The sequence below is a fragment of the Psychrobacter piscatorii genome (genome assembly GCF_001444505.1).
GTDB lineage: Bacteria > Pseudomonadota > Gammaproteobacteria > Pseudomonadales > Moraxellaceae > Psychrobacter > Psychrobacter piscatorii_B.
Genome location: NZ_LNDJ01000078.1, coordinates 1 through 26,540, shown reverse-complemented (window position 1 = coordinate 26,540; position 26,540 = coordinate 1). Strand labels below are relative to the sequence as shown.

Below are 26,540 nucleotides of genomic sequence, written 5' to 3'. Positions count from 1 at the left end.
ATTTATACGCTTTGTTGATTTTCATAACGCCGATTCATTTTTTTTGATATAATATAAACTCTAAAGTTTACAATAATTTATTTCAATATATTATTTGTGTAAAGATATAATATAATAAACGAAACGCTAGGCGAAATTCAATTCCACCCTAACATCAGGTGGAGTCCTTTTTCACGTTTTGATAAGCAATAATTCTGTTTTGGTCTGTCTTGAATTTATATTTATATTGATAAATCATGAACCATTTCAATAAGTCTAAGCCAATATAGTAGTCGGAGATAAAATGAGAGGTTCGTGATAAGGCGACTTCTTTGCTATTTCATTTCTTATTTTAGTTCAATTTTTTAACCCACTCATCCATTAGGAGCTTTTCATGGCTAACGAACGTACTTTATCTATCATCAAACCTGACGCAGTTGCTGGCAACCACATTGGTGCTATCTATGATCGTTTTGAGCAAGCTGGTCTAAAAATTGTTGCCGCTAAAATGCTACAACTTGATGACGAAAAAGCAGGCGGTTTCTACGCTGAGCACGCTGAGCGTCCATTTTACAACGACCTAGTATCATTCATGACTTCAGGTCCAGTATTGGTATCAGTACTAGAAGGCGAAAATGCTATCGCTAAGCACCGTGAAATCATGGGCGCAACCAATCCTAAAGAAGCTGCTGAAGGCACTATCCGTGCTGACTTCGCTAGCAGCATCGATGAAAACGCGGTACATGGTTCAGATTCAGCTGAATCAGCGGCACGTGAAATCAGCTACTTCTTCAATGAAGACGAAGTTTGTGCACGTACGCGTTAATAGCAGCTATTATTTGCAATATTGATTGTTAATAAATAGTATCGCGAGACGGCTTATATCTTATGGGTATAAGCCGTTTTAGCTGTTATATGTAATAACAGTGTCGTTGCTTATTGAAATTCATAGGCGCTTGCCTCATTATTAGATTTACTAGCGTTATCAATCCTTTATCAGCACATTGTCAATATAGATAATTATTTGCATTCTATATAGGACAAATTTTGCGCTCATAACGGATTGCTCAATGCATCATTTAATTGTATAACGACGTTCATGGCTTATGCCAAAAGGTTACCTATTATGTCCACTGTTCAATCACCGATCCAACACACACCCACTAACAAGACGGCTAGTATCAAGATAGTAGATGAGGCGCAGGCCAAGACCAATCTATTAGGGATGACGCAGTCGCAACTTGCCGATTACTTTAAAAGTATCGGTGAAAAGCCATTTCGCTCGACGCAAGTGATTAAATGGATATATCAGCACGGAGTCACTGACTTTGAGCAGATGACCAATCTGAGCAAATCATTGCGGGATAAGTTATCAGCCAATGCCTGCGTTACGCCACCAAAAGTGATTCATCGTCAATATAGTGATGATGGTACGCGTAAATGGGTGTTTGAAGTGACGGGCGGCTCATTGGTTGAGACGGTATTGATTCCAGCGGATGACAGTAAATTAAATGGTCGTAAGACTTTGTGTGTGTCTTCACAAGTGGGCTGTGCGCTAGATTGTAGTTTTTGCAGTACTGGTAAGCAGGGCTTTGAGCGTGATTTAAGCGCTGCTGAGATTATCGGTCAGCTGTGGGTGGCCAATGCCTCTTATATGACTGATAACAATGATAGTCTAGAACACGTTGATCATAGCCTGTGGGAAAACAATGTCACCAACGTGGTCATGATGGGCATGGGTGAACCATTATTAAACTATAAACCAGTGGTTGGCTCAATGGAGCTGATGCTGAGCGATCACGCTTATGGACTATCAAAACGTCGAGTGACCTTGTCAACCTCAGGCGTGGTACCTAAAATGTACCAACTAGCACAAGATATCGATGTAGCACTGGCTATCTCACTGCATGCCCCCAATGATGAACTGCGTAATGAGCTGGTGCCAATTAATAAAAAGTACCCGCTAGAAGAGCTGATTGCCGCTGCAAAAAACTACGTCTATGATGTCAATCCGCGTCATAAAAAGCACGTCACGATTGAGTATGTGATGCTTGATGGTGTCAATGATAGCAATGAGCATGCTCATCAGTTGGTCGCGCTATTAGAAGGGCTACCAAGTAAGATAAATCTTATTCCGTTCAATCCGTTCCCACATGCGTCGTACGATAAGTCAAGCAACAACCGCATTCATGCGTTTAGCAATATACTGAGTGAAGCTGGGTTTGTTTGCACCATTCGTCAAACACGCGGTGATGATATTGATGCCGCTTGTGGTCAATTGGTCGGACAAGTGGCTGACCGTACCAGACGCTCGGCTGCATGGCAACAAAGCATCAAAGATCGTGAAAATGTTTGATACGTTTTGCATATGACAGGATAAATATCCGTCTGTTCTAAAAGAAGCTTAGCTGTCTTTTATCTGTCGCAACGGTAATGAAAATGTATCAATAACGGTCAAGATTGAAGAACATAGCAATTAATAACAACTAAATTGTACTTATAGGGGCTAAATCTATTAAACTGATGCCTCGAAGATCGAATGCATTGAACCACAGTTTTATGATGGCGGCTATGATGACTTCTAAAAATTTTTATCAGTTGGTAGAGCAAAAACCATTTTTTAACCTTTATAAAAAGGCAAGTGTGGTGACGAACCGAATCACTGCACCGAAGTGCGCATTACTGGCTGCCGCACTCGCAGGATTATTGCTAAGTGGCTGTCAGAGTACACCAAACAATGACTTGTCAGGCATTGCGCCTTATCAGACATCCACGAGGCCGAGCGGTAACCGCAACTTAGATCAGCAAGAAATTGCTCGTGTACGTACCTCCCTTGCTGCACAATATATCCGCAAAAATGAGCTCGATACAGCTCAGCGTCAACTCGAAAAAGCCTTTTCTGCTGATAGCCGTTACGCGCCAGCCTATGATATGATGGGCGTTTTGTTGCAGCAAGAAGGCAGCCGCATTAATCTTGCAAAAGCCGATCAGTACTTTAAAAAAGCCATCGCGCTGGATAAAGACTTTGTGCAAGCACACAATAATTACGGTGTTTATTTATCACAGATGAAGCGCTATCGTGAGGCGGCAGAGCAGTTTGAGATTGCAGGCGCCTCATTAGGTTACGAAGGCCGTATCGGTGCGTTAGAGAATTTAGGGCGTACATACCTTCAGTTGGGTGACAATAGTGCCGCTGCCAAAGCATTTTTGCGGGCCCTAGATGGCAATCGCAATAGTATTATTGCTCATATCGAGCTGGTAGATTTATTGCTTGAGCAGCAGCGTGTACCGCAGGCTCAGCGCTTGTATGACGAGACCTTGATATTGGTACAAGGGCAGGGCATCAGTCCTAGATTGCTCCTCCAAGGTATCAAACTTGCGGCAGCACAAAACAACATTACAACTCGCCAGCAATTGGCACAGCAGCTTTTGTCCGCTTATCCATTGAGCGACGAAGCGAAACAACTTAAGACTTGGCTTAACAATCCAGAGGCACCATGGAAATGATCACCCCATCATCAAACACTCAATCTAACGCTCAGGGATCATTTGGTGCCACGTTGCAGCAAGCCCGTAAAACGAAGCAAGTCAGTTTAGAAGAGGCAGCCGCCGAGTTATTTATCTTAAAACGTCATCTAGAAGCACTAGAGAGCGAAAACTTTGCTGAACTACCGCAAGCGGCCTTTGCTCGTGGCTTTGCTATTAACTATGCCAAATATTTGGGCCTAGACTCAGCCAAAATCGCGAGTAGTTTTGATGCCGCTTACCCCAGTGAACTCAAAGCCAAATCGGTCAATAATACTGATACACCATTGCAACCAATGGGCACGCTGCAACGCGATACACACAATCGCATTCGTTTTAATCCGCTATTGATCATCGGTGTGATTGGACTCATTATCTTGGCAGTATTTTTATTCCGTATGGTGAGTAATGCGAGTAAAGAAAATAGCCAAGAGCCTGTCTCTACTGTTGAAGATGTATCTGCTATTGAGCAAGCGCAAGGGGCTGCGATTAGCAATGATGCAAGTGATGTCGGTGCGTCTGGCTCTGCGTTGAATTTAGGTGCTGCCAGTGCAGATACGGCTTTTTTAAACGTGAAGTTGACCGGTGATGCTGTGGTTAGCATCACGGATGCATCGGGTAATAGTCTCATCAGCGGTTCACAAACGGCAGGTGACTATGACCTATCAGGTGTGCCACCATTTAGTGTACAAATTGATAATATCGATAATGTTAGCTTGATGCTCAATCAAGAAACGGTTGCTTTAGATACTTATGCAACGGATAAGCAAGCTACCTTTGAGCTAGTACCTTAGTCATCATTGGCCTCTTATCGAGCATGATTACTAGCGTTTAATAAAACTACTATACGTCTAAGCTCATTTATATATACAAGCCTGTGGTTTTTCTATTTTTGATTTAAGGATTTATCTATGTCAATGCCATCGCCTATTAACCGCCGTTTGACCAAAAAAATCTATGTCGGCGATGTTGCGATTGGTGGTGATGCGCCAATTAGCGTACAGAGCATGACCAACACTGACACTTGTGATGTGGCGGCAACCGTCGCGCAAATCGAGCGCTGCGTAGAAGCAGGTGCTGATTTGATGCGCGTATCAACGCCGACGATGGATACCGTCAAAGCCTTTGGTGAGATTCGTAAACTGGTAAGCGTACCTTTGGTTGCAGACGTGCATTTTGATCATAAGATTGCCTTAGCAGTGGCTGAAGCCGGCGCTGACTGTTTGCGTATCAATCCTGGTAACATCGGTAGCGATGCCAAGGTGCGTGAAGTGGTTGCTTGTGCTAAGTATCACAATATTCCTATTCGTATCGGCGTCAACGCAGGCTCTTTAGAAAAAGACATTCAACGTAAGTATACTGAGCCGACTGGGGAGGCGATGCTTGAGTCAGCAATGCGTCATATCGACATTTTAGAGCGTCTTAATTTTGACCAATACAAAGTATCTGTCAAAGCCAGTAATGTGTTTTTGACATTGGATGCGTATCGCCTGCTATCAGCGCAGATTGATAACCCACTACATTTAGGCGTCACTGAAGCAGGTGTCTACCGTACTGGTGCTGTCAAATCTGCCATTGCGCTTGGTGGTCTGTTATTAGACGGTATTGGCGATACGATTCGTATCTCCTTAGCGGCTGAGCCTGAAGAAGAGATTAAGATTGGCTTTGATATTTTAAAATCGCTCAACATACGTTCGAACGGTGTTAATTTTATCGCTTGCCCAAGCTGCTCGCGTCAAGAGTTTGACGTGATTAAAGTGATGACGGCGCTAGAATCACGTTTGGAAGACATCCGTGAACCAATGGATTTATCTGTGATTGGCTGTAAAGTGAATGGTCCAGGCGAAGCAAAAGAAGCAGATATCGGTATCGTTGGCGCCGCACCAAGATCACTGGTATACCGTATGGGTCAAAAAAGTCATCTTATCGATACCGACAATTTAGTCGATGAAATAGAAAGTATGGTTCGCGCCCATGCAGAAGATTTGGCGAAAAAACGCGAGAACGAGATTATTCGCGTAAAATAAGTCGCAATGCAAGTATCTGCTTTTTGCTTTGTAAACAAAGGGTAGGCAGCACATTTTTTATGTTAATACGTAGATAATAACAATAGACATAACTGTTAAATTTTAAGGACATGACCGTATCATGATTAAAGCTATTAAAGGGTTTAATGATATTTTGCCTGATCAATCAGCAAAGTGGCTGCATCTAGAAGCGATATTGGCTGATGTACTTGGTAGATATGGTTATGAGCATATTCGCTTGCCTATCGTTGAGCAAACTGATCTGTTTGCCCGTGCTATTGGCGGTGCGACAGATATCGTTGAAAAAGAGATGTACAGCTTCACTGATAAATCTGAGCCACCGACGCCTTTGACCTTGCGTCCTGAGGGCACAGCAGGGGCAGTACGTGCCGTTATCGAGCATAACTTATTGCGTGGGGACACGCCGAAGCTTTGGTACGTTGGCCCAATGTTCCGCTATGAGCGTCCGCAAAAAGGCCGCTATCGTCAGTTTCATCAGCTAGGTGTCGAAAGCTTTGGCAGTGCGCTACCAGACGCTGATGCTGAGCTGATTGCAATGACGCATCTGATGTGGCAAGAACTGGGCCTAAAAGATGAGATGCACTTACAGTTAAACAGCCTAGGTGAGCTTGATGAACGCCATGCCTATCGCAAAGCGCTGGTTGCCTATTTGACGGACAAAAAAGATCAATTAGATGAAGACAGCAAACGTCGCTTGACGACCAACCCATTACGTATCTTAGATAGTAAAGAAGCGAGTACGCAGGCAGTATTAGCAGACGCACCAAAGCTTGCTGACTTCTTGGGTACAGAGAGTGTGGCGCATTTTGAACAAGTTCAAGCTTATCTGACGGCGCTTGGTATCGATTTTGAGATCAATCCACATCTGGTGCGCGGTCTTGATTATTATAATAAAACGGTCTTTGAGTGGGTAACGGACAAGCTGGGCAGTCAAGCGACGGTATGCGCTGGTGGTCGCTATGACGGTCTGGTTGGACAATTAAAGTCCATAGGTACAAACGATGATAAGTCAGATAAAAAACCTGTAAAATCTGAACCGGCTATTGGTTTTGCGATGGGGCTCGAGCGCTTATTGCTACTGATAGAAGCCGTGGCACCGATTGCTGACACACCTGTTTGTGATGTCTTTGTCGTGGCGCATCCTGACGTTTATAGTGCAGGTATCAGCTACGCACAAAACCTACGCTATAGTCGTCCAGATGTACGCGTGAAGATGGCAAGTGCAACGAGTCTAAAAGCGCAAATGAAAAAGGCAGATAAGTCAGGCGCAGCATTGACAGTCATCATCGCACAGCAAGAGCTGGATGATAATACCGTCAGTATCAAAGACATGCAGACGGGTGAGCAGCAGACTGTCACACAAGACTGGCTATCGAGTAAAGATAACTTTTCTCGTAAATAATCGTCTTGCAACGCCGCAGTTTTGATTTTGGCATCAGCAATTTAATGTACATTTTATCAGGTAAATATATATGGATCTGACCCCCAATTCGCCGAATGCAGACAACTCCATGCAAGCGTTAAAGCAGTATGGTAGTTATATTGTCACTGCGATTTTGTTGGCACTGGCTGCTTATTTTGGCTGGACATACTGGCAGAACAACCATGCGCGAGTAGATACTGTCGCCGCTGATCAATATGCCGATATCCAGCGATTGAATGAAGAAGTCAGCTTGGCTTCGCAAAATCCAGATCTAGAAGCCGACGCGCAAGAGTCGCTTGTACAGAGCCGTATACAGTTAGACAAAGATATTGATGCTTTAGTCAGTACGCATGGTGAATCAGTATACGCATGGCAAGCGCTGATGATAAAAGCTCGCCAACAGGTCGATAATGATGATTTTACGGCGGCAGCTGAGACATTTAAGCAAGCGCTGGCGATCGATCTGGGTGATGCCGGTCTAAAGGCAATCACTCAGCTGCGTTATGCCAAGACGTTACTGGCGACAGGCGATGCAGATGCGGCCTTGTCAGAAGCCAACAACGATATGCCAAGCTCTTTTGAAGCCAGTCAGCAAGAGCTGCTGGGTGATATCTACTTGGCACAAGACAACAAAGAATCAGCGATTAAGTCTTACAATAATGCTTGGGAGCTATTACGTAGCCGCCAAGAAACGCGTGCAGTATTGGCCTTAAAGATGGAAAGCTTGGGTATCACTCCTGAGCCAATTGCTGAGCCCACCAGTCTTATCCAAGAATCAGCTACTCCTGAGCAGCCATTGGTGGTTGAAAACTCAGAAAATACGAGCGTTGAAGCTGCTCAGTAAGTCAATAAGTTCGGTAAATTACTAAGCTCAGTAAGTCACTAAGATAGTATTGAGCAGTAGCAATCGACTAAATGCTTTTTGATACGACGTCATAATGACTAATGTGCTGTTGGCCAATGTACTAATTAATAATAATTCATTTGTAGTGAGAACATATAATGACTCAATCTATTCGCTCTAGCAAAATGTTAAAAACTACGTTGAGTAGTCAGACTATCAAGAAGACAGTCATGCATGTGGCAGTACTTGCCGTAATGAGCACTGCAGTGATTGGGTGTAACCGCGGCATCAAGCCAGTGGTTAATGACCCAGTAAAATTGGTACAAATTGCGCAACCGATCAGCGTGCTCCAGCCAGTGTTTAGCACCGATGTAGGTAACAAAAAAGCCAGTAAGAAAGACCCTCTAGATTTGCAAGTTGGTTATGCTAATGGGCAAATCGTTACGGCATCACGTGGTGGTGATCTGATAGGGTTTAATCAGGCAGGCGAGCGCTTATGGTCGATTAACGTCGGTGATCAGATCACAGGCGGCGTGGCGTTGGATGCGCTGAGTCAGACAGCGGTTGTGAGTACTCGCAATGGTCAAGTGATGGCGTTTGATACTACGACTGGCGCAAAACGCTGGCAGCAGCAGTTGTCAGGGTCGGTTTTATCCCCAGCGCTTATCAGTAATAATCGTGTGGTATTATCAGCGAATGATGGCTTCTTGCATGGCTTATCACTACAGACTGGTGAATCAGTGTGGCAGTTTGCGACGCAAGTACCAGCGATCAGCGTGCGCGGTAGTGCGGCACCAACTTTGCTAGATAATGAAACGGCGTTGTTGGCGACTGCTGATGGTCGTTTGCATGCAGTCACCGTTGATAATGGCTTACCAAAGTGGTCAAGACGTGTTGGCATTGGGTCTGGAAGCAGCGAAGTTGAGCGCATGAGCGATGTCGATGGCAAGCCTATCGTGGATAAAAATCAGCTGTTTGCGATTAGTTATAGTGGTCAGCTATTAGGTATTGATTTGGCCTCACGTCAAGTGATGTTCGTCAATGAGCTTGCTAGTTTAAAAGCACTTGCCGTCAACCCTCAGCAAGTCGTTGCTACTAGCCTAGATGGTAAAGTAGTAGCCTATGATCGCAATAGTGGCGAGACATTGTGGGAAAGTGAGGCACTGGCTTATCGTAACCTAACCAATCCTGTCATGATTGGCAATTATATTGCAGTCGGTGATTTTGACGGCGTGGTACATTTATTTGACCCTGCTACTGGCAATATTGTTAGCCGCGTGCAGACAAAAGGGGCGTTGACGAACTTGCAAGTTCAAGGCAATCGCCTGATGACTCAAAGCACGTCAGGACAAGTTGCTATCTGGCAGCTAACGCGCTGATAAGCAAGTACACGGGTTTTTATCTATAAAACACAAACGCTGCTTAGTCAGCGTTTAGTGCCTTGTGTAAATCGCTTGTTTAAGTACAGGCTTTCGCGTACTCTATGCGACCGATGTGATAACCATATATACTATATATAATTTAGTCGTCCCAATTATTTTTTAGCTAAAAAATAGCTAGCTACTATTTTTGCTATTGTTTTATCATTCATTTTAATTTGCGGTTAAGTGCAGACCTATTCGTTACTATTGTTATATCAGTGGTCATAAGAATAATTGTACTGTCCGTCATTGTGCCTTTCACTGAGAGTAACCCATGAGTATCAAGCCTGTGGTCGCCTTAATTGGTCGTCCAAACGTCGGTAAATCCACCTTATTCAATCAGTTCACAAAAAGTCGGCAGGCATTGGTTGCTGATTTGTCGGGATTGACTCGTGACCGTCAATACGGTGATGCAACTTATGAAGATAAGTCATTCATCGTTGTGGATACTGGTGGTATTGGTGAAGCAGATGACGGCAGCGGTAATATCGATGATTATATGTCTGAGCAGTCGCATACCGCGATTCACGAAGCAGATATCATTGTATTTGTCGTTGATGCTCGTGCTGGTATGATCGGTGCTGATGCTGAGATTGGCAAGTTTTTGCATACCCTAGGCAAACCAGTCTATGTCGTTGCCAATAAAGTTGATGGCGTCCATGATTCAGCGCCAGCAGAGTTCTATGCACTAGGATTAGGCGAGCCGTATCCGATGGCAGCCAGCCATGGTCGCGGTGTAGGCAACTTGCTTGAAGTACTAACGGCTGATATGCCTGAGCAAGAGAATATAGTAGAGCCAAGAGGGTTGAAGCTTGCCATCATTGGTCGTCCAAACGTTGGTAAATCAACACTGGTTAACCGTCTGTTGGGTGAAGATCGCGTGGTGGTATTCGATATGCCTGGCACGACGCGTGATAGTATTTATATCCCTTATCAGCGTGAGGGCAGAGATTACGTATTGATTGATACGGCTGGTGTACGTCGCCGCGGTAAAATCGATGAAAAAGTAGAAAAATTCTCTGTTATCAAAACCTTGCAAGCGATTGAAGACTCTAATGTAACCGTCATTGTCATTGATGCGCACGAAGGTATTGTTGACCAAGATTTGCACATGATTGGCTATGCGCTTGATGCTGGTCGTGCTCTAGTCGTCGCGATCAACAAATGGGATGGTTTGACGCCAGATCAAAGAGACTATATTAAGCTTGAGATGGATCGTCGTTTTAACTTTATCCCATATGTAAAAGTACATTTGATATCAGCACTACATGGGACTGGTGTGGGTAATTTATATCCATCTATCTTGCGTGCTTACAAGTCTTCAATGTTTGAAGTCTCTACCAATCGCTTGACGCAAATCTTGCAAGATGCTGTCACTGCCAATCCGCCACCAACTATTGCTGGTCGCCGTATTAAGCTACGTTATGCACATATCGGTGGTCATAACCCACCTGTTATCGTAATCCATGGCAATCAAACCAGCGCGCTTCCTAAGAGCTATCAGCGTTACTTAGAGAACCAGTTCCGTCAAGTATTTAAGCTTGAAGGTACGCCGCTCAATGTCATCTTTAAACAAAATGACAACCCATACGCCAATAAGAGCGACACGCCAACCAAGGCAAAAACACAGCAATTGCGTCAGCGTGAGCGCAATCGTGCGAAGAAATTCACTACCAAAGATAAAAAGTCTCGTTAATCACATGATTTGCTATGACTTATTTTATCGTGCAGCTCAGCACGGTAAAATAAAAAAGCACTATAATCATATAGTGCTTTTTTTGGCAGTTCAGTATACTCGTTAATTACCTCAATCTTTCGCTTATCACATCTCTCAAATACCTGTAATATAAGTAAAACTTTTCTTGACTCAGTAGAGTGATATGAACAATCGTTCGTCTCAAACCATTTCTATACTCATTTGGCGCTCTGTTGGCCAGGCCGTAATTTGGGCTCTGCTGGCAGGCTTTGTATTGCCTTTTATTTATGGTTTGGTGCATCACTACCAAGAAAAACATCAGCATATACAGCAGTTAGCCTCGTTACTAACAACCAGTGCATCGACACCAGATGGTGCTGACGTCGTCGCTGAGCAAGTGAATGTTTTATTAGAAAATGAGCCGAGCATTCAGAGTATTGTGTTTTATTCCACATCCCAGCCTATCAACGATATCAGCCAATCACTAGATGACTGGAAAAATGCTTTATTTGCCGATACGGTCAGCTTCAACCATCCTGTCGTTAGTAAGTACGAAGATTTTGAGAGTGTCAGACCCAATAAGCCCACATCTAATCAGCAGTTAGCGACAGATCTGTCTGAGAGTATGAGCACATCATCAGTTACGGATGAATCGATCCGTAACACGAATAGGAATAACACGCTGATTGGCTATATCAACATCACCATGGATGTGAAAGTACTGCGTTCACATTGGTTTCGTAGCATTATTCCGTTGTGGCTGACCACATTACTATTGACTATTATTTCAGGTATATATATTTTCCGAAAGCTGAATTGGCCGGTCAAAGATATCGAAGCGTTAAATGGTGTTTGCGGTATTATCATCAAAAACGCAGAGCTAGAGCAGCTACCTATTATTCCGCAGCGCTTTAACTTTCAAGAGCTAACAAAAATAAAAAAAGCCTTGGCTATCTTGTTTAGTCGACTGCAAGAAGCCAAGCAAGGATATGATACGCTTGCTGCCTTTGAGCAGCAACTACATAACAAAGATGTCTCGCTTGATGTGCAGTTGCATAATTTTCAAAGCATGATTACCCATGAACTAAAAACATCGCTCAATGCTATCGTGGGCGGGCTACAGTTATTGGACTACGAAACCTTAACTAGAGAGCAAAAAGACGCTGTCGAAATTATCAGCAACGGCAGTGATAAGTTGGTGCTGTCACTGGATCATATTATTCAATTAAATCAGATACAAAAAGGACAAATAAAAATTCATAACAATGAATTTAATCCACTACAGTTGATATCTGATCTTTTGATAAAGTTTGAACCTATAGCCAATCAACAAGGCTTAGCGTTAACCAGTAATATTCATCATGTAGATTACAGTCTTTATGGCGACTCAGCAAAAATCCAACAAATATTATCCATATTAGTCAGTAATGCCATTAAATTTACTCCTACTGGACAGGTAGTGATCACGTCACAACTGACGCATTTTGATAAAAGTAATCGTTGGAAAATCAGTGTCAAAGATACGGGCATCGGTATTGATAGCAATCATATTGATGATATTTTCAATCCTTTCTTTCAGGTGGATTCGTCACAAACGCGCCAGTATGAAGGCTCAGGTGTGGGCTTGCCTGTGGTTAAGCAAATGGTGCAGCTCATGGGGGCGACCATCGAAGTTGATAGTACCTTGGGATCAGGGACGCAGTTTACGTTGACGTTAGTAATGCCAAACCAACAACAATCTCGCCAGCAGCGGCTCTTAAATGGGCTAACGATTATTTATTATTATGATCAAGAGACAGGTACTTTATTCAATGAGCTAGAGTATCTGGGCGCTACGGTGATCTGTCACCAGGACGTACAGCAAGTGATGAATGAGATAAGAACACAGAAGGTCGATATGGTGATGTTCGCTGAGGACGTGCTCGCGGATAAAGCTGAACTATTAGCAAAACTTATTCGCCAACATGAAAACGAAGAAAGCGTGCAACGTGCGTTATTGATATATTGGTATCCCCAACATCAAGCGCGTTATGTCGATAATTTCGAGTATGGTTTAAAAGCAGCTGGCATCGATTACTGTCATAGCACGACTTATGAGCACAAGGCTTTGAGTGACTTGTTAAAACGTTGGTTAGTATGGATCTAAAACACGCTCAAAAAATACGTTTGGCTTTTTAAAATCGCCTAGCCCGTTAGATGTAATTTCCTGATAAAAAGCATGAACAAGCCAAGATTTTTTTACAACAAATAAAAAAGACGCCCAATTTTAAGGCGTCTTTTTTATTATATAATTTTCTTATGATGAGAGTCTTTGCTCTAGCCCTCTATCTATAAAAATAGAGCAGTTCTTAGAACAGATTCTGCGCCCAGCGTACAATATGTTGCCAAGTACGGCTCAAGAATCCTGACTGTGCGACATCATTAGTGGCAATAATAGGGACAGATGCGACAGCTTTACCATCAATAACGGCCATCATCTTGCCGATTTCTTGACCTTTCTTAATCGGCGCTTCTAGGCTGTCAGGAATATCAACCACGGTCGTGATTTTATTCTTCTGCGTTTTACTGGTTAGGATTTGTAAGTTATCACCCGTTGCCAGCTCTACCTCATCGGCTTCTCCGAACCATACTGGAACTTTGCTAACGAACTGACCAGCAGGTGCTTTGGTCACTGTGGTGAAGTGGCCAAAGCCCCAGTTGAGTAGTTCACGCGACTGATCAGCACGAGCCTGCTGGCTCTTGGTGCCCATGATGACAGAGATGAGGCGCATACCATCACGGCTACTCGAAGCGACTAAGCAATAACCTGCCGCATCAGTATGACCGGTTTTTAGACCATCAACGGTAGGATCGGTTGCGAGTAGGGCGTTGCGGTTGCCCTGAGTGATACCATTATAGGTAAACTCTTTTTCGGAATAAATACTGTAGTAATCACCGCTGTTTTTGACAATAGCGCGAGCAAGTTTGGCCAGATCCAGCGCTGATGCCTGATGCCCTTCAGCAGGCATGCCAGTAGAGTTGACGAAATGAGAGTTTTCCATACCAAGCTTTTGCGCTTGCTCATTCATCAATATTGCAAATGATGCTTCGCTACCCGCGATATGCTCAGCCATGGCTTTTGACGCATCATTACCTGATTGAATAATAATACCGCGTAGCATATCGATGACACTAGCGGTCTTATTGACTGGCACATACATGCAAGACTGACTGCTGCTACCACGGCACCATGCATTTTGGCTCATGAGTACTTGGTCGTCTTCTTTGAGGTCGCCTGATGCTAAGCGCTGTTCGATGATATAACTGGTCATCATTTTTGTCAGAGACGCTGGCGGTAATGACTCATTCGCATTTTTTTGAGCCAAGATCTCACCAGTATTATAGTCCATCAATACATAGGCGGTATTATCCATCTCAGGTGGTTGTATGGCTGCGTTTGCCATCACTGCACTCATTGAGATACTTACACCAACTACCAGCTGTACTAGCTGATTTTTTACACGCTTTACTGTCATATATCATTACACCGCATCATGGAACCAAATGTATCTATCGCTTGTATTCACTGTCAATTTTCATACATTATTTTAAGCAGCATGCCTTAAACATCATGTCTAAAATAATGTATTAATCAAAACAAGAACGACTGTACGATAGACATAAAATTAACGCCTTATCTTAGCAAAATGCCAACCGATGGGGAATCGATAAATGCAAAAAAGTCAGACGCCAATGAAAAGAAAAGCGAGTAGGTATTAAGTGTTTGCTTTTACTAACCTATAGATAGCTTTTGATCAGCATAAATCCAACGACCACAAAAAAGCCTGCTGTACCGCTTGTGGTTTATAAGCGGAATGACAGCAAGCTTTTTTGTTCATTAAACTTAATGGGTAAGTGTAGAGTATTGTTCTTAACGATGATGAGAGTAGAGCTCCAGAAAGAACAAGGCCATTGTTTATTGTCGTTAATTATGACTGGCTTTTCTAGCGCTCAAGACAGATCTCTACGCTTACACGCTTTTTAGCGATTAATATTCTGCGTTCGCCAAATCTTCGCATAGTGCTTTATTTTCTTGCTTTGAAAAGCCCATTGTCCAGCTACGAATACCTTGCAGTATCTGACGATAGTCTTGCTGCGTTGACAGATATTGAATCGCTGCTTTTGGATCTTCTAACGAAGGCATCAGCTCATGCAATTGCACGGTATAAGACTTATAAAAACGTTGTTTTTGATTGCCGTTCAGCATTGATGGACAGATCTCTGATAGTACCTGCATCACAGCAATTTCATGCTTTGTGATATTAATGCCAGACATATCTAGCGGAATAGTAGTCGCAGGATTGTTTGCAGCATTAGACGCTTGAGACAGCATGGCAACAGACGTTATCAGTCCTGCCAGCCCGATTTTTGAGGCGGTCTTTGCTATCACAGAAGCTATAGATAATATCGATTGATTCTTCATTCAGTATTACACTCGCTTATCTTTATTTGATGGTGATATGTTAATGGGTAAAAAAACAAAAGTCACATAAAATATTGATTTATGTGTAGATATCTTGTGAGCCAAAGGCATTTTACAGCAACATATCAGTAGCATATACCAATGAAGTCACATCAGTATAAACGCATCAGTTTGTATTGTTGTATGATGTTGCATATTGTAACGCGTTGCCTTATTTCTCTCATTTCGACTCCGTTTGAGGCAAATAATATAACAATAGACAAAAATGCCAGACAGTTCTTGGTCAAAGACTGGGTTCGAGATTATCTATTGTTCAGGTATAATCGCTCGGACTATCAAGATAATTTAGTTTTAATGTACTGATATCACAAGGCTTTCAAGAGTAATCGCCAAATTTTTTATTTTATATACTAGCCTTTGGTTGCTATTTTTATGCGAATAAAGATATGGTACGGTAGCAAAAATTTCTACTAGAAAGACGGTTTGACACAAACATACTGAGCTGACATGAAGATTTTAATTAGTAATGATGATGGGGTGTATGCGCCAGGATTATTGGCACTGTCTCAAGCACTATCGACCATCGGTGAGGTAGTGGTAGTCGCACCAAACGAGGAGCAGAGTGGCTATGCTAGTGCATTGAGTGTATCAAAGCCATTGCATACGCATCAATTACCATCGGGATTTATAGCGGTTAATGGTTCACCAGCTGATTGTGTCCATCTGGCGCTGCATGAGCTATACCGTGACGTGGATTTTGACTGTGTTATTACAGGTATCAATTCAGGTGCAAACTTAGGACAGGACGTGATGTTTTCTGGTACCTTTGGCGCGGCATTGACCGCGCAGTTATTGGGCATACCTGCTATTGCCACGTCTTTGGTAGGTGGCGGCGTAAAAAATGGCGGACAAGAATCAGCCAGTGATTATCAAGTGGCGGCAAATGAAATTGTCAAATTGCTCACTGATACCTCGATTTTAGAGTTTCTCAAAAGTTTGCCCTATCATGTATTAAACGTTAATATTCCTGATATGGATAGCAACAGTGATATCAAAGGGCGAAAGGTTACCTCGTTGGGACACAAGCAGATCGCTGAGCCCGTGCGTCATATGATTGACCCGCGCGGCCGAGATGCGTATTGGCTGTCTCTACGAAAATGTAAAAACAGCAAGCACAAAAATGAGCGACCCTTAGACAGTTCAGCTAAATCAACCAATCAAAAAAATGTTGTATTAACATCGGGCATGACGGATGATCAAGCAGTGGCGGCAGGATACATCAGTTTGTCGCCAGTACGTCTACATCATACCCCAGCGGGGGCATTGGATAAGCTTTTGGCACTAGATTTATAAGTTCGATAGGATATGATTATCAATGACATAGGTGATAATCACCATATCGCTTGCTGTACGAGTGATATAAATCATCTGCTGGATCGCTAATTGTAGTAACAATATCTAGAGGCTTTTGAGTGATATCAAGCGCTTTTGGATGATAAAACAATAGATAAGCAACACAAAGAACAGGAACCTTGTATGAAAAGAATCATGACCGGATCGCACCTTGCTAAGGCGGCGTTGATTGGCACTATGGCAGTTGCTACCTTGTCTGTAGTCGGCTGTGCAACCAAGCCTACTTATCAATCACCAAACCAAGCAGGTCCTAAGATTATTACCAACGCACAAGGCGTCCCTAACTACCATCGCGTACAGCGTGGCGATACGGTCAGCCAAATTGCGGCGCGCTACCGTCTTAACTATCGTCAGATTGGCGCACTAAATAATCTGGACAGTAAATATACGATTTATAGTGGGCAATGGCTCAAACTATGGCAGGGCGGTGCAGCGACCACAGCGAGTAATAACAGCTATAGTAGACCAGCACAGCCACAACCAACTTATACCCCACCTGTAACCCAGTCTCGAACGCCAGCATACGAGGCAACGGCCAATTCGACCTCTGGTTATGATTATCCTACTCGCAATCCAGTGACGCGTAACTTTGATCCAGCGGCGGGTAATATGGGCATGTGGTTTGCTGGCAATGTCGGTGATCCAGTACTTGCTAGCCAATCAGGAACGGTGCTTTACTCAGGTAACGGCCTACCAGAATATGGCAACTTGATTATGATCCGCCATAGTGATGACTACATCACAGCCTACGCACACAATAGCCAATTGCTTGTAAAAGAAGGGGATACGGTACAGCGTGGCCAACGTATCGCGACGATGGGTAGCAGTGGTCAGACCAATCAAGTAGGGCTGGAGTTCCAAGTTCGCTTGAATGGTAATCCGATTGATCCACGTACAGTACTTGGGCGTTAGTACTGAGGCATGTCGCTGATGGCTGGGCGGCTTTGGTCCATTTTATTTATTTATGTTTGAGACTTTTTATGAGATTAAAAAAACAATACCTCACTCTTATGCCGGCATTAGTGATGGTCGGGTGTACAAGTCAGCAAGCCATGCAAAAAAAGCCTGTCCGTCAAGGTGGCGTTGAGATTACTCAAACCCAAACCGTGCAGGTCAAGCCAACACCAGCGCCAGTTATTAAGCCGCAGCCCGCCCCAAAGCCAAGCTATAGCAGCTTTTCTGATTGGAAGTCAGACTTTTCTATGCGTGCAATATCTTCAGGCTATGATGCGGGAGTCATTCGCCGATTACTCGATTCCGCTTATCTGAATCAGCAAGTTATCTCATTAGACTCAGGACAGCCTGAGTTTTCTAAGATGCCATGGGAGTATGTGGACTCTGCTGTCTCTAGTGGGCGTGTGAGCGTAGGTAAGCGCAAGTTTGCAGAGCAGCGTGCGTTTTTGTCTCAATTAGAATCGCAGCATGGTGTTGATGCAGAGATTGTCGCAGCGATATGGGGTATGGAGTCGTCATATGGCGCGGTCACAGGTAACAGTGATTTGCCAAGCTCGCTTGCCAGTCTGGCCTACGATGGTCGTCGTCAAGAATTTGCAGAAGCTCAGCTATTATCCTTAGCGACGCTACTCCAGCGTGGCGACGTATCATGGTCGCAATTAGATGGTTCTTGGGCAGGCGGCATGGGACAAACGCAGTTTATTCCTGAGACTTGGCTCAAGCAAGGCGTTGATGGTGATGGCAACGGTCACCGTAACCCTTGGGCCACAGGTGATGCACTCGCTTCTACTGCCAACTATCTGAGCAACTCAGGCTGGGTGCGCGGTCTAGCACCTTTTTATGAGGCGACTGTACCTGCTTCGTTTGATTATTCACTGATGGGGAGTAAGCAACCTGCAGCCAGATGGGCGGCGATGGGTGTCGATACGATAGATGACGTCTATTTAGATGCCAATACTCAGATGGAGCTATGGTTGCCAGCTGGTAAAGATGGTCCCGTATTGCTGCTAAGCCCAAACTTTGATGTTATCAAGGTTTACAATAACTCGTCGAGTTATGCGCTAGGGGTGAGCCTGTTGGGCAAAACGATTGATGGACAAAGTGGTCTGCGAAAATCATGGCCCCGCTATGAGCGTCCGTTATCAACCACGCAAGTGACCAACTTACAGCGCCGTCTGACGAGCATGGGTTACGATACCAAAGGGGCTGATGGCATTGTAGGTACCAACACGCGCATGGCATTTCAGCGCTGGCAGGCGGATAATGGGCAAACGCCAGATGGATTCATCACTCAAAATAGCGCCTCTTCATTGGCTGGCTGGTGAGGTAAGCTGACGGTATTTATACACCGTATGAAGGTCACGATTCATAATCGCTTTTAGCTATTATAAATCAGTCATTAATCATCAATTAAGCATGTTACCTTGCTCTACAAAAAGCACCTTGCCAAGGTGCTTTTTTTGCCTCAGGCTATGCCTTATTTTGCTGAAATTTATTGAATGAATAAATATTGTGATAATCATCAAATATTTGAGTTGGCTTGATCTCGCAATCTTCAAAACTTATCAGAACAAGGTTAATACAACAAAATCGATACTGTGAATGATAGACTCTAAGGACAGCTTTTAATAATAAAGATTCAATCACAAATAATGAGAACGATCAAAAGAGCATACTTTTATGATTACCATGGAAGAATTACAAGCGGCAATAAAGCTGCGTATCAATGATTATAATGATGTGGATTTTCCGCTTCACAACAGAGCCATCAATACCTGTAATCTATTAGACAGTCGTAACCACATACTCGCGCAAGATATTGCATCACCTTTTGATGTGCCAAGACAGAATCTATCTGCTATGGATGGTTATGCCATTGCAAAAGGAAGTGAGCTGTCAGAAGGCAAGACGATTGAAATCATTGGTGAGTCTCAAGCAGGCAGTGCCTATGCTGGTGAGACAAAAGCAGGGCAGGGTGTGCGTATTTTTACTGGCGCGGTCGTCCCTGACTGTTGTGATACGGTCATCATGCAAGAGAATACCAACTTTGCTGATATCAAAGCGACCATTGATAAGACTCAGCCGTACAGCATCACTCTCACGCAAACGGCCGAAACCAACGATAATATCCGTGCGCAAGGCGAAGAGGTTGAGTCTGGCGAAGCTGTGCTAAAGATAGGAAAACGAATTAATCCTGCCGATATCAGCTTGCTGGCAAATTTAGGTATCAGCGAAGTGAGCGTGTTTCAACCACTCGTCGTCGGTGTGCTCGCGACAGGCGATGAGCTCGTCGCTATAGGCGATGAGCTGGAACATCTAGCCCAAATATATAATTCAAACACCCCAACGCTCAAAAGCTTACTGTCGGATTTACCTATAATCATTCGTGACTATGGCATCATTCCTGATGATTTGGATAAGACGACAGCTGCGGTCAACGAAGCCATGCAAGACTGTGATGTGCTCATATCGACAGCAGGCGTCTCAGTCGGCGATTATGATTTTCTGACGACGGTGATCGAAACGCTTGGGCAAATCAACCACTATAAAGTGGCGATGAAACCTGGTAAGCCTTTCGTATTTGGCGAGTTAAATAAAAATCTCGATAAGCCCGTGTTGTATTTTGGTCTACCGGGTAATCCGCTCTCCACAGTTGTGGGCGCGCTACAGTTTGTGATACCCGCATTATGGCAGATGTCAGGTGCGAGTGTGTCCGAGCAGCCGATGCCGCTAACGATCAACGCTAAACTCACAAATGACATCAAAAAGTTCCCTGGCCGCAAAGACTTTCAGCGCGGCGTATTGTCACAAGATGAGGCGGGTCATTACCAAGTTGAATGCTTTTCAAGTCAACAATCACACAGAATAAAACAGCTGAGCCGCGCCAATTGCTTTATTGTATTAGACAAAGACAGTGGCAACGTAGTATCTGGTGGTGAGGTTACCGTACAGCCGTTTCCTTGGTTGCATCGCTAATTCACCGTTTGCCAATCTGCTATAAAACGATGGAACGAAATTAAAAAGCAATCTAGCAATGGGATGCTAAACACGAATAATAAAGTAACGCTTATGGCAAGCAATACTGATGGCAGTAATATATGAATGACAACAATATCAAAATAGACAGCCCAAAACTGTATTCTCCTGCGTCAGCACCTGTGCTGTCTGACAGCTATATACCGTCTAATTTAGTGATGCCGATTGATCAGGCAACCCAAATCCATCAGCCTTTAACTGATGGGTTTGCACGGCGTCTGACGTATCTGCGCCTATCTATTACGGATTTTTGTAATTTTCGCTGTGAGTACTGTTTGCCAAATGGCTATCAAGGCAAACGTCCTGATGATGAGTTGAGCGTTTCTGAAATTGCGACATTGGTGCGCGGCTTTGCCCAAGTAGGTACCAAAAAAGTGAGAATTACGGGCGGTGAGCCATCCATTCGCCGTGATGTTGTCGAAATTATCGACACGATCAAGCAAACGGACGGTATTGAAACAGTAGCGATGACCAGCAATGCTTATAAGTTGGGTAAACACTTAGCCAGCTGGCAAGCGGCTGGACTTGGTCAGCTCAATATCAGTATGGACAGTTTTGATGCGGCCACTTTTCACAAAATGACAGGTTTTGATACTTTACCGCAGATACTGGCAGATATGGATACCTTGCTAGAAACGACGGATATCAAACTAAAAATAAACAGCGTCTTGATGGCAGAGACTGCCTTTGAAAACTTGATCGCCGCGATCGACTACGTCAAAGACAGGCAAGTAACGTATCGTTTTATTGAGTTTATGCAGACCAGTGACAATAGCGACTTATTTTTTGCCCAGCATGCTCAGTCTGATATCATCACGGATTATTTGTTAGAGCATGGTTGGCAGCCACACGAGCGTGGCAGTGCCGATGGTCCAGCGGTCGAGTACAGTCACCCTGATTATGTCGGCCGTATTGGTATGATTGCCCCTTATGCGGCGCACTTTTGTGATACTTGTAACCGCTTGCGAGTCAGTAGTCAGGGCAAGGTGCATCTGTGCTTATTTGACCAAGGTAATTACGATATTCGTCCATACTTACAACAAAACGATATCCAAGGGCTGGTAAACACTTTACATAGCTTTATGCCGATTAAGCCTGAGCATCATCATCTGCATGACTCGAACAGTGGCATCATGCACAATCTCTCGATCATCGGTGGTTAAGGCATTTTAAGACTTCAACTGTGATGCTAACTGATGCTGTTTTTGCTATCGCTTTTCTGACATAAGCTTTTTTTAATACATTTATAAAATTATATCTATAAAGGATCTTTTATGAGTAAGCCTGCTGCATCATTTACCCCTCTTAATATTGCGGTATTGACTGTTTCTGATAGCCGTACGCTGGCAGAAGACACGTCAGGTCAATATCTAGCCGATAGCTTGACCGAGGCTGGACATCATTTGGCAGACCGTCAGCTGATCACTGATGATATCTATCAGATTAGAGCGGTCATTAGTGGCTGGATTGCCAGTCCAGACGTGCACGCGGTCATCACAACGGGTGGTACAGGGTTCTTTATTAGAGATAGCATGCCAGAAGCTGTCAGCGTACTATTTGATAAGTCGATTGATGGTTTTGGTGAGATGTTCCGTTTGATCTCAAAAGACGAGATTGGTATGTCTACGGTGCAGTCGCGGGCAGTGGCTGGTATGGCCAATGGTACCGGTATATTTTGCCTACCAGGTTCATCTGGCGCGTGCCGTACAGGGTGGGAAAATATCCTAAAAGAGCAGTTTGATAGCCGTACTCGTCCATGTAACTTTGTGCCGCATTTTTTGGCACAAAACCCCAGTCATGACTGATTTATAAATAATTGATGATAAATGATTAAGCCATAACGGCTATTTAACCAAAAATGACAGGCAATGGCATCATGACAGCGTGCTCAAATAGTTCGGACAATTTGGCAGGTATAGTTATTTTAGCTGGCGGAGCATCCAAACGTATGGGAACACCAAAGGCGACGCTCACTCTGCCGACAGGTGAGCAGCTGCTAAATTATCATGTTCGTCATGCCAGCGAGTTGCAAGTTCCTATTTTGATTGCGGATAATGGGCGCGGCTTTTATGTTGATTCAGATGCTACTTTGAACAAACCCAGTTCGCCCGTTATGCCTATTGCTGACTACGTTTTTGATTTTGACGCGGATAATGATGAGCAGATTCGTACAGGCGGTGCGTTGGTTGCTATCGAATCAGCATTGCAAACATTGACTGGCTCGAATAATCTGTTTACAACTAACAATCAGCGCGCATCGTGGCTACTGGTGATGAGTTGTGACAGCTTAATACCCGCCACTGATCTATGGCAGAAATTGCAACAAGCGATTAATACAGCGGCTAATAAGCGCGTCATTTGCTTAAAAGATGACAGTCATTTATATCCGTTACTAGGGCTGTATCATTTAGCTATTGAACCCGATTTGAAAGCTTATATTGATAGTGATCAGCGCCGAGTCATGCACTTTATTCAGCCGATGGTAAAAACCGTGCCATTTACTCAGGACTGGCAGCATTTGACCAATTTTAATATGCCTCAAGAGTTTGAACAGGCGTGTGCCGCGCTACCAAAATAATAAAAATACTAATAAAGAGATTACTAAGAAAAGGCGATATCAATGAGTAACAGCGTTCAGACAAATCATCAATCTGCTTTATCACACTTAGATGGTAATGGTGACATCACGATGGTTGATGTCAGTGGCAAGACCGCAACGACGCGAGAAGCGAACGCGACTGGGCAAGTTCGTTTTCCGAGCGAGATTTATGCGCAGATCAAAGCGGCTGATGGGATGACCAAAAAAGGCAGCATTACGCAAACGGCACATATTGCCGGTATTATGGCTGCCAAACGCACGCATGATATGATACCGCTTTGTCATCCGCTGCCGCTAGATAAGATCGGCCTCACCTTTGTGTATAATGATGCGCTGAGCAGTATCACCGTCAGTGCTGTAGTCAAAGTCACGCACAAAACGGGGGTTGAGATGGAAGCGCTAACCGCCGTGAGCGTTGCCTGCTTGACCATCTATGATATGACTAAAGCACTATCACATGACATCGTTATAAATGATATTCACCTGATTAAAAAAACAGGTGGCAAGTCAGATTATCGCCATGCTTAGCGTAAAAAGTATCATTAAAGTACAGAGATATATCGCATATTAAGCAAGGACGCTTGCAAAAAAAGGAGAAGTTTATGAGTGCTATTGAGACAAAAGCTGATATCGAATTAACGATGGACATTAATGTCATGTATTTCGCCAGTTTGGCAGATGAGGCTAACTGTCAGCAAGAGACTGTCAAACTACCCCAAGACACCTCATTGACTGAACTATATGAACAGCTTAGCCAAAAGCATCGTTTTAGCCGTCCGCAAGCAGAGCTACGGGTGGCAGTGAACGATTATTTTGCTAAATGGACCGATCAAATCAATGACGGCGATAGCGTAGTATTTATCACGCCAGTCGCTGGTGGTTAGGTATATATTTATAAGCGGCTATAGCGCCACAATTAGTGTAAATAGAGAAAAAAATGACAGATAACATCCATAACCATTCAATGACCATCAAACGTAGTACCGATGAAGCGTATCTTATTGCTGAGCGCGACGGTTTTGCGTTACTCGATATTGCAATTGACGAAAATAAGCTCAAAAGTACGTTAGACAATGACAGCTGCGGTGCGTTTGTTTGCTTTGAAGGGCGAGTGCGCAACCATAACAATGCCACGAGCGTTGATCGTCTTACGTATTACGGTTATGAAGACTTAGCAATCAACCAAGGTCGCGCCATTATAGAAGAGGCTAAAAAGCGCTTTGAGATCACTCATGCTATTGCTATACATCGCATCGGAGCGCTAGAAATTGGTGATGTGGCTGTGTGGGTGGGGGTAGTGTCGGCGCATCGCTATCCAGCATTTGATGCGTGCCGCTGGATACTAGATACCATCAAAGCCGACATTCCTGTGTGGAAGCAAGAGTATTACGAAGACGACTCGTCTAAATGGCTCAGTAATAATGGGTAGGTCACTAGCTGCTATTAGTACCTCTGCGTGTTTGCTACTGGCATTAAATGCTTGTACAGCAGATAACAGTACGAATGCAGAACCGGCGACTGCTACAACTGAGCACCAAACACTACGTATCGCTGCGGCAGCTAACTTATCTGATGTCCTACCTAATATCATTGATAGCTATCAAACAGATAGCAATATGTCGAATCAAGATAACTTAGATATCGAAGTCACTTACGCGTCTTCTGGCAAGCTATATGCTCAAATCAAGGCAGGAGCCCCTTATGATATATTCTTGTCTGCCAATCAAGAGTTTCCGGCAAAGCTGTCTGATGACAAGCGTGATAAATCTGTACAACCGTTTACCTATACCAGAGGTCAGCTTGCACTCTATAGTGTCACAAAACCTTTGAATGATTTTACGCCAGCATCGCTTCTTGACGCGTTTACAAGTGCTAGTTTCACAGATGATAGCAAGATTTCTATTGCCAATCCTGAACTCGCTCCTTATGGGGCATCTGCAAAATCCTATCTGCAATCACAAAAGCTATATGACAAATTAAATGCACAGAAAAGCCTGATACAGGCAGAAAATATTGGTCAAGTATTTCAGTACGCCCATACAGGTAGCGTGGATTATGGGTTTGTGGCGCAGTCTCAACTCGTTGCGATAAAAGCCAAACCTGAGCAGTTTATTACTGTGCCAAAAGCATCCTATCCAGCCATCTTACAAGATGGTATCGTTATCAATAATACAGTCCCAGCAGCGGCGTTTACTGATTACTTGCGCTCGGATGCAGGACAACAGCACTTCGCGCAAGCAGGCTACCTGCCCATTCCGTAATCCGTTAGCCTAGACACGCTACCTATAAAACGAGCCGTGACATTATATGATCGATCAGTCTCTTATGTCAGATATGCTCAGTCCATTTTGGGTGAGTATTAAGCTCGCTTCTGTCACAACCTTATGCTTACTGTTGTTTGCGACCCCTGTTGCTTATTGGCTTGCCAAACCAAGTCAAAAGAAGGCAGTTGGGCGTTTCAAAATTCTGCTTATGGGTATTATTGCTATGCCTCTGGTGCTCCCGCCTACGGTTATTGGCTTTTATTTATTATTACTGCTAAGTCCAAGTATGGGTATCGGTCAATGGCTGATTGAGCACAATATTAGTCCGCTTATTTTTACTTTTGAAGGTCTAGTGGTTGGGTCTATTATTTACTCACTGCCTTTTTATATACAGCCAGTGTATGCACAGTTTTTGCGTATTCCGCAAAGTGTCACGGAAGTCGCGCATCTTTTAGAACCCAGTCGTCTGCGCCGCTTCGTCAAGGTAGCCTTACCGCAAGCGCGCGTGGGTATTATTTTAGGTGGTTTGATAAGTTTTGCTCATACCATTGGTGAGTTTGGTGTGGTGTTAATGATAGGGGGGAGTATCTCAGGTGAGACTAAGGTGGTATCGATTGCGATATACGAGCAAGTAGAAGCGCTCAACTATGAGGCGGCGCACATGATGTCTGGTATTTTGATTATCATGGGCGTAGTAATGGTGGCGTTGATTGCTAGTGTGAGTCGCATGAGTCAGCGTCCATAGTACTAAAATACCTGCACGTCCGTTGGATGATTATAACTATTGCGAATACAAAATAGATGCTTATCGAGAGGTAGTTATATTAGAAGGAACATAGACAAAAAACGCAGACACAAAAAAACCTCAAACAATCT

Annotated in this window: 24 protein-coding genes; 22 read left to right on the top strand and 2 right to left on the bottom strand. The window is 43.8% G+C overall.

The window, feature by feature from the left end:
• The first annotated feature begins 373 nt into the window (after positions 1–373).
• The 10 genes from ndk to AS194_RS08510 all read left to right on the top strand — a co-directional run bounded on the left by ndk (position 374) and on the right by AS194_RS08510 (position 13,082).
• The gene (gene ndk, locus AS194_RS08555; RefSeq protein WP_058025095.1) at positions 374–805 is read left to right on the top strand and encodes a nucleoside-diphosphate kinase; all 432 of its coding nucleotides are present in this window, start codon (positions 374–376) and stop codon (positions 803–805) included.
• Between the two features lie 300 nt (positions 806–1,105).
• Positions 1,106–2,335, top strand: a complete 1,230-nt coding sequence (gene rlmN / locus AS194_RS08550) for a 23S rRNA (adenine(2503)-C(2))-methyltransferase RlmN (RefSeq protein WP_058025094.1) — start codon at positions 1,106–1,108, stop codon at positions 2,333–2,335.
• 215 nt (positions 2,336–2,550) lie between these two features.
• Positions 2,551–3,486, top strand: a complete 936-nt coding sequence (gene pilW, locus AS194_RS08545; RefSeq protein ID WP_227511616.1) for a type IV pilus biogenesis/stability protein PilW — start codon at positions 2,551–2,553, stop codon at positions 3,484–3,486.
• Positions 3,477–4,298: a helix-turn-helix domain-containing protein gene (locus tag AS194_RS08540; protein ID WP_319822865.1), complete on the top strand. Its 822-nt coding sequence runs from the start codon at positions 3,477–3,479 to the stop codon at positions 4,296–4,298. Before pilW ends, AS194_RS08540 begins: the two co-directional genes overlap by 10 nt.
• Positions 4,299–4,415: 117 nt before the next feature.
• Positions 4,416–5,531, top strand: a complete 1,116-nt coding sequence (gene ispG, locus AS194_RS08535) for a flavodoxin-dependent (E)-4-hydroxy-3-methylbut-2-enyl-diphosphate synthase (protein WP_058025091.1) — start codon at positions 4,416–4,418, stop codon at positions 5,529–5,531.
• 121 nt (positions 5,532–5,652) lie between these two features.
• The gene (gene hisS, locus AS194_RS08530; protein ID WP_058025090.1) at positions 5,653–6,954 is read left to right on the top strand and encodes a histidine--tRNA ligase; all 1,302 of its coding nucleotides are present in this window, start codon (positions 5,653–5,655) and stop codon (positions 6,952–6,954) included.
• A gap of 70 nt (positions 6,955–7,024) precedes the next feature.
• Complete coding sequence (locus AS194_RS08525) at positions 7,025–7,819, top strand: YfgM family protein (RefSeq protein WP_058025089.1); 795 nt, start codon at positions 7,025–7,027, stop codon at positions 7,817–7,819.
• Positions 7,820–7,977: 158 nt separating this feature from the next.
• A complete protein-coding gene (gene bamB / locus AS194_RS08520; RefSeq protein WP_058025088.1) occupies positions 7,978–9,198 on the top strand; it encodes an outer membrane protein assembly factor BamB in 1,221 nt (406 codons plus the stop codon).
• Positions 9,199–9,514: 316 nt separating this feature from the next.
• Positions 9,515–10,936, top strand: a complete 1,422-nt coding sequence (gene der / locus AS194_RS08515; protein WP_058025087.1) for a ribosome biogenesis GTPase Der — start codon at positions 9,515–9,517, stop codon at positions 10,934–10,936.
• Between the two features lie 184 nt (positions 10,937–11,120).
• A complete protein-coding gene (locus AS194_RS08510; RefSeq protein ID WP_058025086.1) occupies positions 11,121–13,082 on the top strand; it encodes an ATP-binding protein in 1,962 nt (653 codons plus the stop codon).
• A 202-nt stretch (positions 13,083–13,284) separates the two neighbouring features.
• On the opposite strand, the gene AS194_RS08505 is transcribed toward AS194_RS08510, so the two are convergent.
• Positions 13,285–14,451 carry a D-alanyl-D-alanine carboxypeptidase family protein gene (locus tag AS194_RS08505; protein ID WP_058025085.1) on the bottom strand — a complete coding sequence of 389 codons (1,167 nt, stop codon included), beginning with the start codon at positions 14,449–14,451 and terminating at the stop codon, positions 13,285–13,287.
• Between the two features lie 512 nt (positions 14,452–14,963).
• Positions 14,964–15,398, bottom strand: a complete 435-nt coding sequence (locus AS194_RS08500) for an MCR_0457 family protein (protein WP_058025084.1) — start codon at positions 15,396–15,398, stop codon at positions 14,964–14,966.
• A 507-nt stretch (positions 15,399–15,905) separates the two neighbouring features.
• Here AS194_RS08500 and surE point away from each other — a divergent pair.
• From surE to modB, 12 genes are all read left to right on the top strand, one after another.
• Positions 15,906–16,751, top strand: a complete 846-nt coding sequence (surE, locus tag AS194_RS08495) for a 5'/3'-nucleotidase SurE (protein ID WP_058025083.1) — start codon at positions 15,906–15,908, stop codon at positions 16,749–16,751.
• A gap of 183 nt (positions 16,752–16,934) precedes the next feature.
• Positions 16,935–17,723: a LysM peptidoglycan-binding domain-containing M23 family metallopeptidase gene (locus tag AS194_RS08490; protein ID WP_058025082.1), complete on the top strand. Its 789-nt coding sequence runs from the start codon at positions 16,935–16,937 to the stop codon at positions 17,721–17,723.
• Positions 17,724–17,791: 68 nt separating this feature from the next.
• Positions 17,792–19,090, top strand: coding sequence for a lytic murein transglycosylase (locus tag AS194_RS08485; RefSeq protein WP_058025081.1), 1,299 nt, complete (start codon positions 17,792–17,794; stop codon positions 19,088–19,090).
• Between the two features lie 355 nt (positions 19,091–19,445).
• Positions 19,446–20,741 carry a gephyrin-like molybdotransferase Glp gene (gene glp, locus AS194_RS08480; RefSeq protein WP_058025080.1) on the top strand — a complete coding sequence of 432 codons (1,296 nt, stop codon included), beginning with the start codon at positions 19,446–19,448 and terminating at the stop codon, positions 20,739–20,741.
• Positions 20,742–20,863: 122 nt separating this feature from the next.
• A complete protein-coding gene (moaA, locus tag AS194_RS08475) occupies positions 20,864–21,964 on the top strand; it encodes a GTP 3',8-cyclase MoaA (protein ID WP_058025079.1) in 1,101 nt (366 codons plus the stop codon).
• Between the two features lie 111 nt (positions 21,965–22,075).
• Positions 22,076–22,606, top strand: coding sequence for a molybdenum cofactor biosynthesis protein B (gene moaB, locus AS194_RS08470; RefSeq protein WP_058025078.1), 531 nt, complete (start codon positions 22,076–22,078; stop codon positions 22,604–22,606).
• Positions 22,607–22,677: 71 nt separating this feature from the next.
• Complete coding sequence (locus AS194_RS08465; protein WP_152978623.1) at positions 22,678–23,379, top strand: molybdenum cofactor guanylyltransferase; 702 nt, start codon at positions 22,678–22,680, stop codon at positions 23,377–23,379.
• 42 nt (positions 23,380–23,421) lie between these two features.
• A complete protein-coding gene (gene moaC, locus AS194_RS08460; protein ID WP_058025076.1) occupies positions 23,422–23,928 on the top strand; it encodes a cyclic pyranopterin monophosphate synthase MoaC in 507 nt (168 codons plus the stop codon).
• Between the two features lie 74 nt (positions 23,929–24,002).
• Complete coding sequence (locus tag AS194_RS08455; RefSeq protein ID WP_058025075.1) at positions 24,003–24,284, top strand: MoaD/ThiS family protein; 282 nt, start codon at positions 24,003–24,005, stop codon at positions 24,282–24,284.
• Between the two features lie 53 nt (positions 24,285–24,337).
• Positions 24,338–24,829, top strand: coding sequence for a molybdenum cofactor biosynthesis protein MoaE (locus AS194_RS08450; RefSeq protein WP_058025074.1), 492 nt, complete (start codon positions 24,338–24,340; stop codon positions 24,827–24,829).
• The gene (gene modA, locus AS194_RS08445; RefSeq protein WP_058025073.1) at positions 24,822–25,661 is read left to right on the top strand and encodes a molybdate ABC transporter substrate-binding protein; all 840 of its coding nucleotides are present in this window, start codon (positions 24,822–24,824) and stop codon (positions 25,659–25,661) included. Before AS194_RS08450 ends, modA begins: the two co-directional genes overlap by 8 nt.
• 46 nt (positions 25,662–25,707) lie before the next feature.
• Positions 25,708–26,409, top strand: coding sequence for a molybdate ABC transporter permease subunit (modB, locus tag AS194_RS08440; RefSeq protein ID WP_058025072.1), 702 nt, complete (start codon positions 25,708–25,710; stop codon positions 26,407–26,409).
• Positions 26,410–26,540 lie beyond the last annotated feature (131 nt).